At 70.7% G+C, this 15,430-nt stretch carries 16 protein-coding genes and 1 tRNA gene; 7 read left to right on the top strand and 10 right to left on the bottom strand.

Annotation, left to right across the window (positions count from 1 at the left end; translation table 11 throughout):
* The 9 genes from ACLD7X_RS07470 to ACLD7X_RS07430 all read right to left on the bottom strand — a co-directional run bounded on the left by ACLD7X_RS07470 (position 1) and on the right by ACLD7X_RS07430 (position 10,975).
* Entirely contained in the window at positions 1-3,543 is a 3,543-nt protein-coding gene (locus ACLD7X_RS07470) for a DNA polymerase III subunit alpha (RefSeq protein WP_411422915.1), read from the bottom strand.
* A 68-nt stretch (positions 3,544-3,611) separates the two neighbouring features.
* Entirely contained in the window at positions 3,612-5,072 is a 1,461-nt protein-coding gene (gene gatA / locus ACLD7X_RS07465) for an Asp-tRNA(Asn)/Glu-tRNA(Gln) amidotransferase subunit GatA (RefSeq protein WP_411422914.1), read from the bottom strand.
* Positions 5,073-5,102: 30 nt separating this feature from the next.
* Complete coding sequence (locus tag ACLD7X_RS07460; protein ID WP_412006687.1) at positions 5,103-5,342, bottom strand: DUF1816 domain-containing protein; 240 nt, start codon at positions 5,340-5,342, stop codon at positions 5,103-5,105.
* A gap of 62 nt (positions 5,343-5,404) precedes the next feature.
* Entirely contained in the window at positions 5,405-7,240 is a 1,836-nt protein-coding gene (rlmB, locus tag ACLD7X_RS07455; RefSeq protein WP_411422913.1) for a 23S rRNA (guanosine(2251)-2'-O)-methyltransferase RlmB, read from the bottom strand.
* Positions 7,241-7,252: 12 nt separating this feature from the next.
* On the bottom strand, positions 7,253-7,684 hold the full coding sequence (locus ACLD7X_RS07450; RefSeq protein ID WP_411422912.1) for a Mini-ribonuclease 3: 432 nt from the start codon (positions 7,682-7,684) through the stop codon (positions 7,253-7,255).
* Complete coding sequence (locus ACLD7X_RS07445; protein ID WP_411422911.1) at positions 7,665-8,003, bottom strand: STAS domain-containing protein; 339 nt, start codon at positions 8,001-8,003, stop codon at positions 7,665-7,667. The genes ACLD7X_RS07450 and ACLD7X_RS07445 overlap by 20 nt, the downstream gene beginning before the upstream one ends.
* A 125-nt stretch (positions 8,004-8,128) precedes the next feature.
* Positions 8,129-9,292, bottom strand: coding sequence for a glutamine-hydrolyzing carbamoyl-phosphate synthase small subunit (gene carA / locus ACLD7X_RS07440; RefSeq protein WP_411422910.1), 1,164 nt, complete (start codon positions 9,290-9,292; stop codon positions 8,129-8,131).
* A gap of 74 nt (positions 9,293-9,366) precedes the next feature.
* On the bottom strand, positions 9,367-10,410 hold the full coding sequence (trpD, locus tag ACLD7X_RS07435; RefSeq protein WP_411422909.1) for an anthranilate phosphoribosyltransferase: 1,044 nt from the start codon (positions 10,408-10,410) through the stop codon (positions 9,367-9,369).
* A gap of 238 nt (positions 10,411-10,648) precedes the next feature.
* Positions 10,649-10,975 carry a DUF3288 family protein gene (locus tag ACLD7X_RS07430; protein WP_411422908.1) on the bottom strand — a complete coding sequence of 109 codons (327 nt, stop codon included), beginning with the start codon at positions 10,973-10,975 and terminating at the stop codon, positions 10,649-10,651.
* Between the two features lie 120 nt (positions 10,976-11,095).
* On the opposite strand from ACLD7X_RS07430, the gene ACLD7X_RS07425 reads away from it, so the two are divergent.
* The 7 genes from ACLD7X_RS07425 to ACLD7X_RS07395 all read left to right on the top strand — a co-directional run bounded on the left by ACLD7X_RS07425 (position 11,096) and on the right by ACLD7X_RS07395 (position 14,975).
* Positions 11,096-12,847 (top strand): ABC transporter ATP-binding protein, encoded by a 1,752-nt coding sequence (locus tag ACLD7X_RS07425; protein ID WP_411422907.1) that lies wholly within the window; start codon positions 11,096-11,098, stop codon positions 12,845-12,847.
* 123 nt (positions 12,848-12,970) lie between these two features.
* Positions 12,971-13,246, top strand: a complete 276-nt coding sequence (locus ACLD7X_RS07420; RefSeq protein WP_411422906.1) for a hypothetical protein — start codon at positions 12,971-12,973, stop codon at positions 13,244-13,246.
* 28 nt (positions 13,247-13,274) lie between these two features.
* Complete coding sequence (gene msrA, locus ACLD7X_RS07415) at positions 13,275-14,012, top strand: peptide-methionine (S)-S-oxide reductase MsrA (protein ID WP_411422905.1); 738 nt, start codon at positions 13,275-13,277, stop codon at positions 14,010-14,012.
* A gap of 11 nt (positions 14,013-14,023) precedes the next feature.
* Positions 14,024-14,320: a hypothetical protein gene (locus tag ACLD7X_RS07410; protein ID WP_411422904.1), complete on the top strand. Its 297-nt coding sequence runs from the start codon at positions 14,024-14,026 to the stop codon at positions 14,318-14,320.
* Between the two features lie 31 nt (positions 14,321-14,351).
* Positions 14,352-14,534, top strand: a complete 183-nt coding sequence (locus tag ACLD7X_RS07405; RefSeq protein ID WP_411422903.1) for a hypothetical protein — start codon at positions 14,352-14,354, stop codon at positions 14,532-14,534.
* On the top strand, positions 14,531-14,887 hold the full coding sequence (locus ACLD7X_RS07400; RefSeq protein WP_411422902.1) for a hypothetical protein: 357 nt from the start codon (positions 14,531-14,533) through the stop codon (positions 14,885-14,887). Before ACLD7X_RS07405 ends, ACLD7X_RS07400 begins: the two co-directional genes overlap by 4 nt.
* Positions 14,888-14,901: 14 nt before the next feature.
* A tRNA-Pro gene (locus tag ACLD7X_RS07395) sits at positions 14,902-14,975 on the top strand.
* A gap of 42 nt (positions 14,976-15,017) precedes the next feature.
* Here the strand turns inward: ACLD7X_RS07395 and ACLD7X_RS07390 are convergent.
* Positions 15,018-15,314, bottom strand: a complete 297-nt coding sequence (locus ACLD7X_RS07390; protein WP_411422901.1) for a hypothetical protein — start codon at positions 15,312-15,314, stop codon at positions 15,018-15,020.
* Positions 15,315-15,430 lie beyond the last annotated feature (116 nt).

The following is a 15,430-nucleotide window of genomic DNA, read 5'->3' as shown; positions in this document are numbered from 1 at the left end:
TCAGGCGGCCCGCATCGGCGAGCTGAGCCGCGCCCTGAATTCGGCCGCCGTCAGCGTGGCCAGCGCGGCGGAGGCATCGGCCACGCAGAACTGGGGGCCGAGACGCACGAAGCGCACGGCCTCCCGCTCCTGCACCAGGGCCACCACCGGCACCCTCAGCCCGGCCTCATCCTGGGGCGGACGGTGGCGCTGCAGGCACTCCCGCAGCCGGTGCTGGATGGCGATGTCGGCGGCCTGGTCGGCGGGCATCTCCACCATCAGCAGCTGCAGGTCGTCGATCGAGCGGCAGTCGTCCACGATCAGCTGCACCCGGTCGTCCCGCCGGTCCACCGACGCCCACACCAGCAGGCGGGCATCGACCATCAGGTGATCGGCCAGCCGGGCGTAGCTCTTGGGGAACACCACGGCTTCACAGCTGCCGGTGAGATCCTCCAGCTGCAGGATCGCCATGCGGTCGCCCTTGCGGGTGGTCACCTGGCGCAGCTCCGGCACCATCACCACCGCGCTCACCTTGGCCTTGTCGGCCATCTCCTCGAGGTTGCCCAGGGCCACCGGCGACAGCAGCTTCACCTGGCGGGCCAGCTGCTTGAGCGGGTGGTCGGAGAGGTAGAACCCCACCAGTTCCTTCTCCAGACGAAGCTTCTCCGTGGGGGGATAGTCGTTCACGGGGGCCGCCTTGGGGGCCGTGCTCAGATCGGTGACGCCGGGCTCCGGGGCGGCCGCCGGATCCGCGGCGGCGGAGCCCCCCAGCAGGTCGAAGAGGTTGCCCTGCCCGCTGGCCCGGTCCCGGGCGCGGGAACTGGCCCAGTCGAGGATGAGATCCAGATCCGCCATCAGCTGGGCCCGGTTGGCGCTGGGCTCCAGCGAGTCGAGGGCACCGGAGTGGATCAGGGCCTCGATCGCCCGGCGGTTGAGCTGCTGACCCGGAATGCGATCGCAGAGATCCGCCAGGGAGCGGAACGGACCATCGAGGCGGCGGGTTTCGATCAGCTGCCGGATGGCGCCGTCGCCGAGGTTGCGGACGGCGGAGAGTCCGAACAGGATGCGATCGCCCACAGGGGTGAAATCAATGCCGGAGGCGTTCACATCCGGCGGCATCACCTCGATGCCCATCGCGTTGCAATTGGCGATGTAGCGCTGCACCTTGTCCGAGGCGCCGGCATTCACCGTCAGCAGGGCCGCCATGTAGGCGACGGGATAGTGGGCCTTGAGATAGGCGGTCTGGAAGGTGACGGCGCCGTAGGCGGTGGAGTGGCTCTTGTTGAAGCAGTACTCGGCGAACAGCACCATCTGCTCGAACAGCCCTTCGGCGAGCTTCGGATCCACCCCCCGTTCGGTGGCCCCCTGCACGAAGAGGCTCTGATGCTTCTCCATCTCGCTCTTCTTCTTCTTGCCCATGGCACGCCGCAGCAGGTCGGCTTCGCCGAGGGAATAGCCGGCCAGATCCTGGGCGATCTTCATGATCTGCTCCTGGTAGACCATGATGCCGTAGGTCTCGGTGAGAATCGGCTTGAGCTTCTCGTGGGCGAAATCGATCAGCTCGCGCCCATGTTTCCGGTTGATGAACTTCGGGATCAGTCCGGCATCGAGGGGGCCGGGACGGTAGAGCGCCAGGATCGAGGAGATGTCCTCCAGCGAGGAGGGCTTGAGATCCCGCACGATCTGGCGCATGCCGCTCGATTCCAGCTGGAAGATCCCCTCGAGGTCACCCCGTGCCAGCAGGGCGTAGGTGGGGGCATCGTCGAGGGGCAGCTGATCGGGATCGATCTTGGTTCCGGTGCTCTGTTCGACCAGATCGAGCGTCTTGTCAATCATGGTGAGGTTCTTGAGGCCGAGGAAGTCCATCTTCAGCAGACCCATCGACTCCACGTCCTCCATGAAGTACTGGGTGATCACCTGACCGTCGTTGTTGCGCTGCAGCGGCACGACCTGATCGAGGGGATCGGCGGCGATCACGACGCCGGCGGCGTGCACGCCGAAGGTCTTGTTGGTGCCCTCGATGCGCATGGCCATGTCGACCCAGCGTTTGACGACCGGGTCCTTCTCGTACTTCTCACGAAACTCCGGTGCCGGTGATTCCGGCCCGATCATCTCCTTGAGCTTGGCGGGTTTGCCCCGCACCACGGGGATGAGCTTGGCCAGGCGATCCGCATCGCCGTAGGGGATGTCGAGCACGCGGGCGACATCCTTGAGCACCGCCTTCGATGTCATCCGGTTGAAGGTGATGATCTGGGCCACCTTGTCCTCGCCATAGCGCTGGGTGACGTACTCGATCACCTCACCGCGCCGTTCGATGCAGAAGTCGGTGTCGATGTCAGGCATCGACTTGCGCTCCGGGTTGAGGAAGCGTTCGAACAGCAGCCCATGCACCACCGGGTCGATGTTGGTGATGCCCAGGGCATAGGCCACCAGCGATCCAGCGGCCGAGCCCCGCCCCGGCCCCACCGGGATGCCGCTGTCCCGGGCGAAGCGGATGTAGTCCCACACCACCAGGAAGTAGGTGGGGAAGCCCATCTGCTCCATCACCGTGAGCTCGAAGGCCAGCCGTTCGCCATAGCGGGGTTCGAAGGCCGCATCCGCGGGGAGCTGCAGGCGCTCTCGCAGGCCCTGCTCGGACACTTCGGTGAGGTAGCTCACGGCCGTGTGCCCGTCCGGGATCGGGAAGCGGGGCATCTGGTAGCGGCCGAGGATGTCGTAGTCCTCCACCTTCTCGGCAACCCGGGCGGTGTTGCTGACGGCCCGACTGATCTGCTCGGGCTCGAGGTGATCGGCGAAGAGCGCCAGCATCTCCGCCTCGCTCTTGATGTATTCGGTGCCCGTGTACCGCAGCCGCTTCTCGTCGCTGATCAGCTTGCCGGTGAGCACGCAGAGCAGGGCATCGTGGGCCTCCACATCGCCGACGCTCAGGTAGTGGGCATCGTTGGTGGCGATCAGCTCGATGCCGAGCTCGTCGCCGATGCGGGCGATCCCGGTGTTGACGATGCGATCCTCGATGCCGCCGTGGTCCTGGATCTCGAGGTAGAAGTCCTCGCCGAACACCTCCTGGTACCAGCGGGCCACATCACGGGCCACCTCGGGACGGCCGCGCAGGATGGCCTGCGGAATCTCGCCACCGAGACAGGCGGTCGCCACGATCAGCCCCTCGCTGTGCTGCCGCAGCAGCTGCTTGTCGATGCAGGCACGGGCGAAGATGCCCCGCCCGCGCATGCCGCGCAGGTGGCTGAGGCTGGTGAGTTTGACGAGGTTGCGATAGCCGACCGCATTCTTGGCCAGCACCACCAGGTGGTAGCGCCGCTCCTTCTTCGGCGGGTTGGGATCATCCAACGAGCCGTTGATCACATACATCTCGTTGCCGATGATCGGCTTGATGCCGGCCTTCGTGCAGAGCTTGAGCAGCTCGATGGCGCCATACATGACGCCGTGGTCGGTCAGTGCCAGGGCCGGCATGCCGAGGGCGACGGCCCGCTCGACCATGGCCGGCAGCTGGCTGGCGCCGTCCAGCAGACTGTAGTCGCTGTGGTTGTGGAGGGGAACGAAAGCCACGAACGCCAGCGCCGATGGTGGCCAGGGTAGGACCCGCCCACCAGATCTGGTGTCAGACGGCTCTGCTGTCAGACAGCCAGGGCCGCCGCCGGCCGACGCTCCATCACCCGGGCGGCCTGTTCGTATTGGTGGGCCACCTGCAGCAGGCGCGCCTCCTCCAGCACGTTGGTGATGAACTGCACGCCGACCGGCAGACCGCGGGAGTCGAAACCGCAGGGCACGCTGATCGCGGGGAGGCCGGCCATGTTGGCGGGGATGGTGAGCAGGTCGGCCAGGTACATGGCCAGGGGGTCGTCGGCGTGGGCACCGAACGGAAAGGCCGTGGTGGGGGAGGTGGGGGTGAGCAGCACGTCGACGCTGCTGAAGGCGCGGTCGAAGTCGCGCCGGATCAGGGTGCGGACCTGCTGAGCCTTGCGGTAGTAGGCATCCACGTAGCCCGCCGAGAGGGCGTAGGTGCCGATCAGGATGCGGCGCTGCACCTCGTCGCCGAAGCCCTCGGCGCGGCTGCGCGCCGTCATCTCGGCGAGGCTGCCCTCGCCGGGGGCGCGATGGCCGTATTTCACCCCGTCGTAGCGGGCGAGGTTCGCGGAGGCCTCCGACGGCGCGATCACGTAATACGTGGCGATGCCGTCGTTGAAACGGGGGCAGCTCACCTCCACCAGTTCGCCGCCGAGCCGCTCCAGCTGGGCGGCAGCCTCGAGCACGGAGGCCTTCACCTCGGCGGCGAGGCCTTCGGCCTCGAGGCACTCCCGCACGATGCCGACCCGCAGGCCGGTGAGCGGTTGCTCCAGGGCGGCGCGGTAGTCGGGCACCGGCAGCCGCAGGCAGGTGGCGTCGCGGGGATCCTCGCCGGCGATGACCTGGAGAATCTCGGCCGCATCGGCGACGCTGCGGCTGAAGGGTCCGACCTGGTCGAGCGAACTGGCGAAGGCCACCAGGCCGTAGCGGCTCACCCGGCCGTAGGTCGGCTTGAGCCCCACCACCCCACAGAAGGAGGCGGGCTGGCGAATCGAGCCGCCGGTGTCGGAACCGAGCGCGGCGACGCACTCTCCTGCCGCAACGGCGGCGGCACTGCCTCCGGAGCTGCCACCGGGCACCCGCTCCGGGTCCCAGGGGTTGTGGCTCGGGCCGAAGGCGGAGGTCTCGGTGGAGCTGCCCATGGCGAACTCATCGAGATTGGTCTTGCCGATCAGCACCGCCCCGGCCTGCCAGAGCCGCTCGGTGACCGTGGACTCGTAGGGGGGAACGAAGTTCTCCAGCATGCGGCTGGAGCAGGTGGTGGAGATCCCCGCGGTGCAGAGGTTGTCCTTGATGGCCAGGGGGATGCCGGCCAGGGGGGGCAGGTCTGCGCCGGCGGCACGGGCGGCGTCAATGCGGTCGGCATCCGCCCGTGCCCGCTCGGCAGTGACCTCGAGGAAGGCCTTCACCGTGCCGTCGACCGCCTCGATGCGGGCGAGGTGATGGTCGGTGAGTTCCCGGGCGGAGACTTCGCCGCTGCTCAGTTGCTCACGCCACTCGGCGATGCCCATCCCCGCGTTCTCCAGATCGGGTGGACGCTATCAGCCAGGCTCGGTGAGCGGCTCGCCGCGGCGGGTGCGCAGGAGGGCCACGTCGATCGAGCCCGGGGCCTCGGCCCGCAGATCCTCCAAGAATCCCGGCAGATGGGCCTCGAGGCTGCGCCGCCGTGCGAAGGGCCCGAACCAGTAGGTCACATCAGGTGCCGTGGTCTGGATCCGGGCCCACCAGGCCAGGCCCATTCCGTTGACGATGCTGCGCATCGGCCACAGCAGGGGATTCATGCAGATGGGGCAATCAGGTGCCCATTGTGCTCCTTGGTGGCAGCCAGGACGCCGCCCTGCGTTCAGAGCTGAACATCCCCGTGGAACTCAGGCTCTGCCGGGATCGTGAGGGCCGGCAGCCCAGGGTGCAGGGTCGGCGGGGCCTCGGGGCTCGCCGCTGACGGGATCTGGCTCCCGCCCTCGCTCCGGGCCTCCGGCTCCGGCTCCCGAGAGGCCTCCGGCTGGGCGGAAGGGGGCTGGGGTTCGAGTTCCGAAGACTCGGTCACAGCCGAATCCGGCGAATGCGGGGACTCCGGCGACTCGGTCCACTCGGTTGACCCGGTCGGTTCCTCGTCCACTTCGTCCACTTCGTCCACTTCGTCCGCAGGAGCTGCCTCAGCCAAGGCCTCGGCTGAGCCCACGTCCGGGGTCTCCGGAGCGGTCTGGGGGGAGGCGGCGGCCCCGGTGAGGGTCTCGATCACGCCGTCGAGGGTCGCCGCGATCGTGGACGCGATCGCCGTGCCGGTCTCCACAGCCGCCTCGGAGGCCAGGTTCACCTGCTCCTGCACGAGATCCGTGAGCGCCGCGCTCGCCGCTGGCAGCTGGGGCCGCTGGATCCGCGGCGCGGGCTGACCGCCGCGGAGGCCCTTCATCCACCCCCGCCGCGCCACTTCATAGAGCAGCAGCGCGGTGGCCACCGAGGCGTTGAGGCTGGGTGTGGCGCCCCGCAGCGGGATGCGCACCAGCTGGTCGCAGTGTTTGCGGGTGAGCATGGCGAGCCCGTCGCCTTCCGAGCCGGTCACGATCACCAGGGGACCCTCCAGGTCGGCCTCCTCGAGGCTGACGCTGCCCTCCGAGGCCAGACCCACCACCCGGTAGCCCTCCTGCTTGAGGGAGTCGAGGGCGCGGTTCAGGTTCACCACCCGGGCGACGGGCAGATGCTCGAGGGCTCCGGCGGCGACCTTCGCCACCGATCCGGTGAGGCCGGCGCTGCGGCGCTGCGGCAGCACCAGCCCATGGGCGCCGAGGGCCTCGGCGCTGCGGGCGATGGCCCCGAGGTTGTGGGGATCGGTGATGCCGTCGAGGGCCATCAGCAGGGGCGGTTCGCCCACAGCGCGGCAGCCGTCGATCAGCCCCTGGAGGTCGAGGGTCTCGGCCGCCGCCGTCTGCAGCACGATCCCCTGGTGCACGCCACCGCCGGTGAGCTGGCCCAGCCGTGCCCAGGTGACCTCCTCCACCAGCACCCCCGAGGCCTTGGCTTCACGCAGGAGCTGCAGGAAGCGGGGGCTGAAGCGCATCTCCGTGGTGCACCAGATGCGATGGATCGGCCGGCCGCTCTCCAGCACGGCCTGGGCGGAATGGCGGCCCCAGACCAGGTCGGTGGGTTGCTCGTCGCTGTGGCGCTCGGCCTCCGAAACCGGGGCCGGCGCCGGACGCTCGGCATCGATGACCACAGGGCGCAGCGGCGGACGGGTTGCCCCGGGGCGGCGGGGGCCGTCGAAACGGCGGGCGGCGGGACGGGAACCCTGGTCGCGACGCCCGGCGAAGCGGGGACGATCTCGGGGGTCCAGGGAGCGGCCTGCGCCCTCCCGGGGAGCGCCGCCGCGACCGGAGGGGGCGGGGCGTTCCGGCGAGCGCCGCACGAAGCCGCTGCGCTCGCCCTGGCTGCGGGCAGCGGAACCGCGGCCGGCTCCAGGCCTGGCGGCGTCCCAGGCCCCCGGCTCAGTCTCGGGCCTTCGGCTCCGGAAGCGACCGGGGTCCCGGCCGCCTTCGCGGGAGAAGTCGGGGCGGCCATCCCGCGGCGAGGGGCGGCCCCCATCGCGGCCGAAATCCCGACCGAGATCGCGGCCGGGTCGCGCGGCCCCGCGGCCCCCGTTACCCATCCGTCTGTCCGGACGGCGCTCGAATCGAGGGCTCATGGTGTGACCAGCCTAGGGATCGTTGTCGTTCAAGTGATCTAGCAGTTCGACCAGCCGGGGGGGATCGTGGAGAAAGAGCCAGCCCAGCAGCGCCTCGAAGCCCGTCGCCTGGCCGTAGGCACCCGGATCACCGCCACGGGGGCCCTGGCCGGCCCGGTTGCGTCCGCGGCGGACCAGATCCCGCTCCGCCTCGGACAGCCAGGGCTCGAGCCGCGACAGCAGCCGGGCCTGGGCGTCGGCCCGCACGGTGGCCACCACCTCACGGTGGAGATCCTGGGCCCGGCCGGGGGTGCGGCAGCGCTCCAGGCGCTGGTGCAGCTCCCACACCGCATCGCCGAGCCAGGCGAGCTGCACCGGGCTGAGCGCCCCTCGGGGGGGCTGGGGATGCAGGCCGGCCAGCCAGCTCGCCGCGCCTGCGGGGGACTCAGGCGGCGAGGCTGCCAAGGGCGGTGTCGAGGTCGGGCTGGAGATGCAGGAACTCCTCCAGCCGCACCAGTTTCACGGTCTGCACCACCCGGGCGTTGCCGACGAGCAGAAACTTCTGCGCATCGGCGTTGCACTGCTTGGCCAGCTGCACCAGGGCACCGAGACCGGAGGAGTCGATGAAGTCGATGTGGGTGAGATCGACCACCAGGGGCTGGCCAGGGCTGCGGTGGCTGGCGATGAAGGTACCGAACTGCTTGTCGGAGTAGGCATCCAGCTGGCCGGTGAAGCGAAACAGCTGGCACCGGGCCTGCTGCTCAAAGCCCCCGCGCAGTGACACCGTGAGACGCTGCAGGTCGTTGATGGCTCTGCCCCCGAGGCGTATCTGCGGGGAGTGTAGGGGTCCGTTGCGGATGTGGCAGGAGGGGCTCGAGGCTCGCCGCAGAGCAGGGCGAAAGGCCCGTCTCAGCGCGCGTCCCGCGCCCGCCGTTCCGCCATCAGGGCGACGAAACGGGCGAAGTGATGGTCGGCGTCGTGGGGGCCTGGACTGGCCTCCGGGTGGTATTGCACCCCGAACACCGGCTGATCCCGCAGGGCGAGGGCGGCGACGGTGCCGTCGTTGAGGTTGTGGTGGGTGATCGCCACCCGGTCGGCCGGCAGCGAGTCGGCCTCGATGGCGAAGCCGTGGTTCTGGCTGGTGATCTCCACCTGGCCGGGGCTGCCGCAGGGGTGGTTGAGACCGCGGTGGCCGTAACCCAGCTTGAAGCGCCTGCCGCCGAGGGCCAGCGCCAGGATCTGGTGGCCCAGGCAGATGCCGAAGACCGGCAGATCGGGCTGAACCAGGAGGTCCCGGGCCAGGGCGATGCCGCTGGTCACCGCCGCCGGATCACCGGGCCCGTTGGAGAGGAACACCCCCTCGGGCTGATGGCTCAGCACCTGCTCCAGGCTGGCGCTGGCCGGCAGCACGGTGACGGAGCAGCCATGGGCCACCAGCCGCTCGAGGATCGCCCGCTTGATCCCGTAATCCACGGCCACGACCCGGTAGGGGCGATCGGGAAGGCTCTGGGGGCGGACGTCGAAGTCGGCGCTGCAGGTCGCGTCCCACTGGTAGGGCTCGGAGGTGGTGACCACCGAGGCCAGATCGAGGCCCTGCATCGCCGGTGCGGCGCGCACCTGGTCGAGCAGGGCCTCCGGGCTGGTGCCGTCGCTGCTGATCGCCCCGTTGATCGCCCCGCCCTCGCGCAGGTGACGCACCAGGGCGCGGGTGTCGACGCCGCGGATGCCCACCACCCCGTGGGAGCGCAGCCAGCCGTCGAGGTCGCCCTCGGAGCGCCAGTTGCTGGCGACGGGCGAGGTCTGGCGGGCGATCACGCCGCGCACGTGGGGGTGGTCGGCCTCCTGGTCGGACGCATTGATGCCGGTGTTGCCCAGCTCCGGATAGGTGAAGGTGACGAGCTGGCCCGAATAGCTCGGGTCGGTCATCACCTCCTGGTAGCCGGTCATGCCGGTGTTGAACACGACCTCCCCGATCGCCGTGCCAACCGCGCCGAAGGCCTCGCCTCGCAGCAGGGTGCCATCGGCAAGCACCAGCAGGGCAGCGGAACTGGGAGCCGTCACGGCATCTCCCATGGCTGGATGGGCTCGAGTAAGGCCATCATGGCGGGTGGTGCTGGCAGGGCTGGCGGGTGGTGCGGGCAGGCGCCTCAGGCTCCGCCGTCAGGCGCAAGAGCTTCGCGCAGATCGACCAGCTTCTGCCAGGCCGCCCCCTCGGCCATGGCCTGCCGGGCGGGTGCACAGCCCTCGGCCGGGCTGTCCACCCGGCCCGCCGCCCAGAGCACCAGGGCCGTGTTGAGGGCGACCACGTCCTGCTGGGGCTGGGTTCCGCGGCCCTGCAGCACCGCTTCCAGGATGGCCTGGTTGGTGGCGAGGTCGCCGCCGGCCAGGGCCTCGTTGGGGGCCGTGGCCATGCCGAGGCTGGCGGGGTCGAGCTGCTCGGCGCGCAGCGTGTTCCCCTCCACCAGCCGCAGCTCGTTCACGCCGGCCAGGGAGGCCTCGTCAAGCCCACCGGCCCCGTGCACCACCACCGCCCGCCGCAGGCCCAGCCGCTGCAGGGCGCCGGCGATCGGATCGAGCAGGTCGTGGCGGGCGACACCGAGCACCTGGGCCTCGGGCCGCAGGGGATTGACCAGCGGCCCGAGCAGGTTGAACACCGTGCGCACGCCGAGGCTGCGGCGCAGGGGCGCCAGGCCGACCAGGGCCGGATGCCAGCCCGGGGCGAACAGGAAGGTCACCCCGGTGCGCGGCAGGGCGGCCACGACCTGCTCCTGGGGGGCCTGGAGGTGGAGGCCGAGTGCCTCGAGCACATCGGCGGAGCCGACCTTGCCGCTGGCGCTGCGGTTGCCGTGCTTCGCCACGGCCACGCCACAGGCGGCGGCCACGAAGGCCACGGCGGTGGAGATGTTGAAGGTGTCGGCCCCGTCCCCGCCGGTGCCGCAGGTGTCGACCAGCGCCAGATCCGGCCGCGCAGCCTGCAGGGGGCAGGCGTCGCGCAGCACCGCGGCCATGGCGGCCAGCTCCTCGGCGTTCACCCCCTTGGCCCGCAGGGCGGCCAGCAGGGCACCGGTGAGCTCCGGGGGCAGCTCCTCGGCCAGCCAGCCGCGCATCAGCGCGCTGGCCTGCTCAGCGGTGAGGGAGACACCCTGCAGGAGCGACTCCAGCAGCGGGGGCCAGGAGGGGGCTGGGGCCATGGCGGGCGGAACGACTCGGGGCCAGATTGGCGGCCAGAGACTGACGGCCAATAAAAAGCCCGGGTGCGAAGCACGCCGGGCCGGGTGATGGGGACTCTCCCACTATCACCCGAAGCGGGAGAAAATGTCGAAGTGCAACCCGCACCGATCCGGGCGCCATGACGCGGCGGCGGCGGGCTGCCACCACCCGGCGCAAAGCGAGCGAGCTGAGACCCATGGGCTGGGCTGGGCAGCGGGCTCAGCTCTCCTGATCCGCCGTGTCGAAACCCGATCCCACCGCCTCGGCGGCGGTGGGGGACGGGCGGAAGCCGGCCGCCCAGATCGCCCGCGTCCGCTCATGCAGGGCCGGGCGGGTGAGCTTCCAGAAGCGCAGCGCCTTCGCCAGATCGTCCTGGATGTCGCGGGCACCGGGAAATCCTTCGTAACGCATCAGCAGCCGGGCCGCATCCACCAGATCGCCGTCGCTGGGTTCCTGCACCGCCAGGAGCCGGTCGACCACCTCCCGGTCCAGGGCATGGAGGGGATGGATCTGGTCCGGGGCGCTCTCGGAGCCGGGCTGGGCCATGGGGGCGGAACACGGGACGGCGGGGCTCCCAGCGTGGCGGAAGGGGCCCCGTGGCGGAAGCCCCCGGCGCGGCATGGGGAGCCGCGATCCCTAGGTTGGGGCCCTGTTGGTGATCGCTGTGTGGGTGCCCTCCGGCTCGATCTGATCCGGCGCTACCTGCGCCCCCACCGGCGCACGGTGCTGTTCGGCATGGGCGCACTGGTGGTGGTGAACCTGCTGAGCGTGAGCATTCCGCTGCTGGTGCGGCGGGTGATCGACGACCTGCAGGATGGCTTCGCGCTCCGCGACGTGCTGGCCCAGGCGGCGCTGATCATGGCGCTGGCCACGGTGATGGGCGGAGTGCGGCTGCTCTCGCGGCTGCTCGTGTTCGGGGTCGGCCGCCAGGTGGAGGCGGACCTCAAGCAGCAGATCTTCGACCACCTGCTGCTGCAGGAGCCGGGCTGGGTTCAGAGCACGGGCAGCGGCGAGGTGATCAGCCGCGCCACGAGCGATGTGGAGAACGTGCGGCGCCTGCTCGGGTTCGCGGTGCTGAGCCTCACCAACACGGCGCTGGCCTACGCGCTCACCCTGCCGGCGATGCTCTCGATCGACCCCTGGCTGAGCCTGGCGGCCGTGGGCCTCTACCCGCTGATGCTGGTGACCGTGCGGATGTTCGGCGGCCGGATGATGCGCCAGCAGCGTCGCCAGCAGGAGGCCCTGGCGGGGCTGAGCGACCTGATCCAGGAGGACCTCTCCGGCATCAGCGCCATCAAGATCTACGGCCAGGAGGCCACCGAACAGCAGGCCTTCGCCGGCCGCAACCGGCGCTACCGCGACGCGGCCCTCGGCCTGGCCCGCACCCGCAGCACCCTGTTCCCGCTGCTGGAGGGCATCTCCTCGATCAGCCTGCTGCTGCTGCTGGCGCTGGGCAGCGGCCAGCTCGCGAGCGGCCGGCTGAGCATCGGCGATCTGGTCGCCCTGATCCTGTTCGTGGAGCGGCTGGTGTTCCCCACCGCCCTGCTGGGCTTCACGCTCAACACCTTCCAGACGGGCCAGGTGAGCCTGGAGCGGGTGCAGGAGCTGCTGGAGCGGCGCCCCCTGGTCGAGTCGCCCACCGACCCCCTGCCCCTGCGGCGCCGGGGCCATGGGGCGCTCGAGGCCCGGGGGCTGACGGTGCGCTACCCGGGCGCCCAGCGCCCGGCCCTGGTGGATGTGAGCTTCCGGCTCCAGCCGGGGGAACTGGTGGCCGTGGTCGGTCCGGTGGGCTGCGGCAAGACCACCCTGGCCCGCGCCCTGGGACGGATGGTGGAGGTGGAGCCCGGGGAGCTCTGGATCGACGGCAACGACGTCACCCGGCTGAGCCTGGGGGACCTGCGCCGCCAGGTGGCCCTGGTGCCCCAGGAGGGCTACCTATTCACGGCAAGCCTGGCGGACAACCTCCGCTACGGCGATCCGGACGCCGACCTGGCGGCCGTGGAACAGGCCGCCAGGCAGGCCCGCCTGGAGGGGGACATCAAGGGCTTTCCGGATGGCTACCGCACCCTGGTCGGCGAGCGGGGCATCACCCTCAGCGGCGGGCAGCGCCAGCGCACCGCCCTGGCCCGGGCCCTGCTCGTCGATGCCCCGCTGCTGGTGCTGGACGACGCCCTGGCCAGCGTGGACAACACCACCGCCGCCGAGATCCTGCGGACGATCCGCGGCGAGCAGGGGCGCACGATCCTGATGATCAGCCACCAGCTGTCGGCGGCGGCCGCCTGCGACCGGGTGCTGGTGCTCGAGGACGGTCGCCTGGTGCAGGAGGGCCACCACGAGGAGCTGCTGGCGACGCGCGGCACCTACCGGCGTCTGTGGGCGCGGGAGCAGGCCTCGGAACAGCTGCGGGCCGCCGGCTGAGCCGGCGGGGCCCCCGGGGCGGGGGCGCTTCTCTCAACAGATGTTGAGGGAAGCGAAGATCAGCGCCGGTGCTGGCTTGAGTGGGACGTGTCGATCCCCCTTCCGTTCCGTCCGGTCCCTGCCATGGCGTCCGTCAGCCCTTCGGACAACCAGGTCTACGACCTGCGCTGCACGCTCACCTTCGGTGACATCTACGGCCAGATCCTGATCTGGATGGTGGTGATTTTCGTGAGCCTGGCGGCCGGTCTGGCGCTGATGGGGGCCAGCAAGCCGATCTTCGCCCTGGTGGGCGTCGGGCTGATCCTGGTGGTGTCGCTGCCCTTTCTGCTGTTCGCCTTCACCACCACCCTGCTGAACCACATCGCCCTGGAGCCCCGGGCGGCCACCCCGCCGGCCTGACTAGGCTCCGACCAGTCGCGCCTCGGCGGTGTTCGGTCTGTTTCAGCAGGGTCAGCGCCAGGAGACGCCCCTGGGTTCCGCGGACGGGTCCAGCACGGCCGGGCCCCTCCATGCCGTTCTGGGCACACCGATCCTGGCCGAGCCCGGCGCAGGGCAGGGCGAAGCCCTGTTCGGCTGCGGCTGCTTCTGGGGGGCCGAGAAGGGCTTCTGGCGGCTGCCGGGCGTGGTGACCACCGCCGTGGGCTACGCCGGCGGCGCTCAGGCCCAGCCCACCTACCAGCAGGTCTGCTCCGGCCGCACCGGCCACAGCGAAGTGGTGCGGGTGGTGTGGGACGAGGCGACGATCGGCTTCAGTGATCTGCTCAAGCTGTTCTGGGAGTGCCACGACCCCACCCAGGGCGACCGGCAGGGCAACGACCGGGGCTCCCAGTACCGCTCGGTGATCTACGTGGACGCCCCGGAGGCCCTGGCCCTGGCCGAGGCCAGCCGCGACGCCTACCAGGCCCTGCTGGGCCAGGCCGGCTTCGGCCCGATCACCACCGAGATCAGCAGCCACCAGCCGTTCTGGCCGGCGGAGGTCTACCACCAGCAGTATCTGGCCAAGCCCGGCAGCCGCCCCTACTGCTCCGCCCAGCCCAGCGGCCAGCGGCTCGGCGCCTTCCCCGGTGCGGAGTTCCGGCTCGACCCACGCGTCTGGGACTGCTACGACTGGTCGGTCAGCCACTGCGTGCTGCGTGGCGAGAACACCCCCATCCGTCTCAGCTGAGCCCGCCACCGATGCCGTCCCTCCTGCTGTCCCTGGCGCTGCTGGCCCAGGGATCCCCCTGGTGGGAGCACTACGACAGCTCCGAGACCTTCCTGTGCCCCAACCAGGGCAGGGTGCGGGTCGAGCGCAACGACGCCCAGGCCTCGCTGATCAGCGGCGGCTCGCGTTCCACCTACTTCCGCGAGCGCTCCGAGCTGGCCGGGATCCGCTACACCAACCGGCGTACCACCCTGATCCTGCGGGGCGACATCCTCACGCTCGAGCAGCTGCCCAGCCGCATCGACTGCACCCGCACGGAACAGGTGTGATGCCGCTCGCCCTCCCCCCTCGCCCGAGTCCATGAACCCGCTGCCGGATCGCGTCGTCGTCGTGGTGCTGCTGACCACCATCGGCCTGTGCTTCGCCCTGGTGCTCTGGACGGTGCGCCTCAACCCGCGGCTCGAGCCGCCGCTGCAATGGCGCGACGCGCCCTCGGCGGAGCGGCCCGGCTGGCCATCCGGAGCGGCCGACCGTCTGCTGTGAGTGCCCCGAGCGAACCGCCGAGCCGGGAGCCCGGGCAGCCCCAACGCCAGCTCCACCCCTTGCCGCGGGGGCTGGTGGAGCTCTACGGCCTGCTGGCGGTGCTGTTCGTGCTGGTGCCCGAGTGGATGGCCGGCAGCCTGCTGCTGGGCCTGAAGGACCAGCGCGAGGGGGAACCGCTGCCGCCGGCCACGGCGGCCTGGAGCCGTTTCCCCGAACTGCGGCTGGCGAGCCTGTCGCTCGCCGAGCTGCGGCAGCTGGCCCGCCGGCTGCGGCTGTGCGGCTATGCCGCCGAGTCGCGGGAGCGGCTCGCCGCCCGGCTGCTGCGGCGGCTCAGACGGCGGAAAGCGTTGTGATAACTTCCTTCTGCCGGGGCGTAGCGCAGCTTGGTAGCGCACCACTTTGGGGTAGTGGGGGTCGTGGGTTCAAATCCCGCCGCTCCGATCCAACCGGCTCCTGCTCCTCCTCCCGTGGGGGGTGAGAGCCTCACTCGTAGCTCTCTCCGCCGGCTTCCCCAGCCGGCTTTTTGATGGCCTGCCGCTCCAGCTGACAGGGGCTGAGCCGGGTGCGCACTCCGAAGCCGGCGAGCCAGCGGTTCACCCGCCCCCGCAGCAGCGGGGGCACCTCCTGGAGGAGCAGACCCAGTTCGCCGGCGGCAAGGCGCCGCAGGCTGGGCACATCGACATGCCAGAGGGCCTCCGCCTCGCGGATCAGCCGCGCCCAGCTGCGGCACACCTGCCAGCGCATCAGCTGCTGGCGCGGGATGGGAGCGTCGCTGGCCATGGCGTCACGGCCTCGGTTCCCTTCAGGGTGGTGCGACCTGCGGCGGGGGGGAGCCGAAGCCACCGCTGGCCTTCAACCAATGGAAGGAAATCGGTTGGCAGGTAAGCCTGCCCGAG

The sequence above is a fragment of the Aphanothece microscopica RSMan92 genome, from assembly GCF_046613545.2.
Lineage (GTDB): Bacteria > Cyanobacteriota > Cyanobacteriia > PCC-6307 > Cyanobiaceae > NIES-981.
This window is presented reverse-complemented; position numbering and strand designations above follow the sequence as displayed.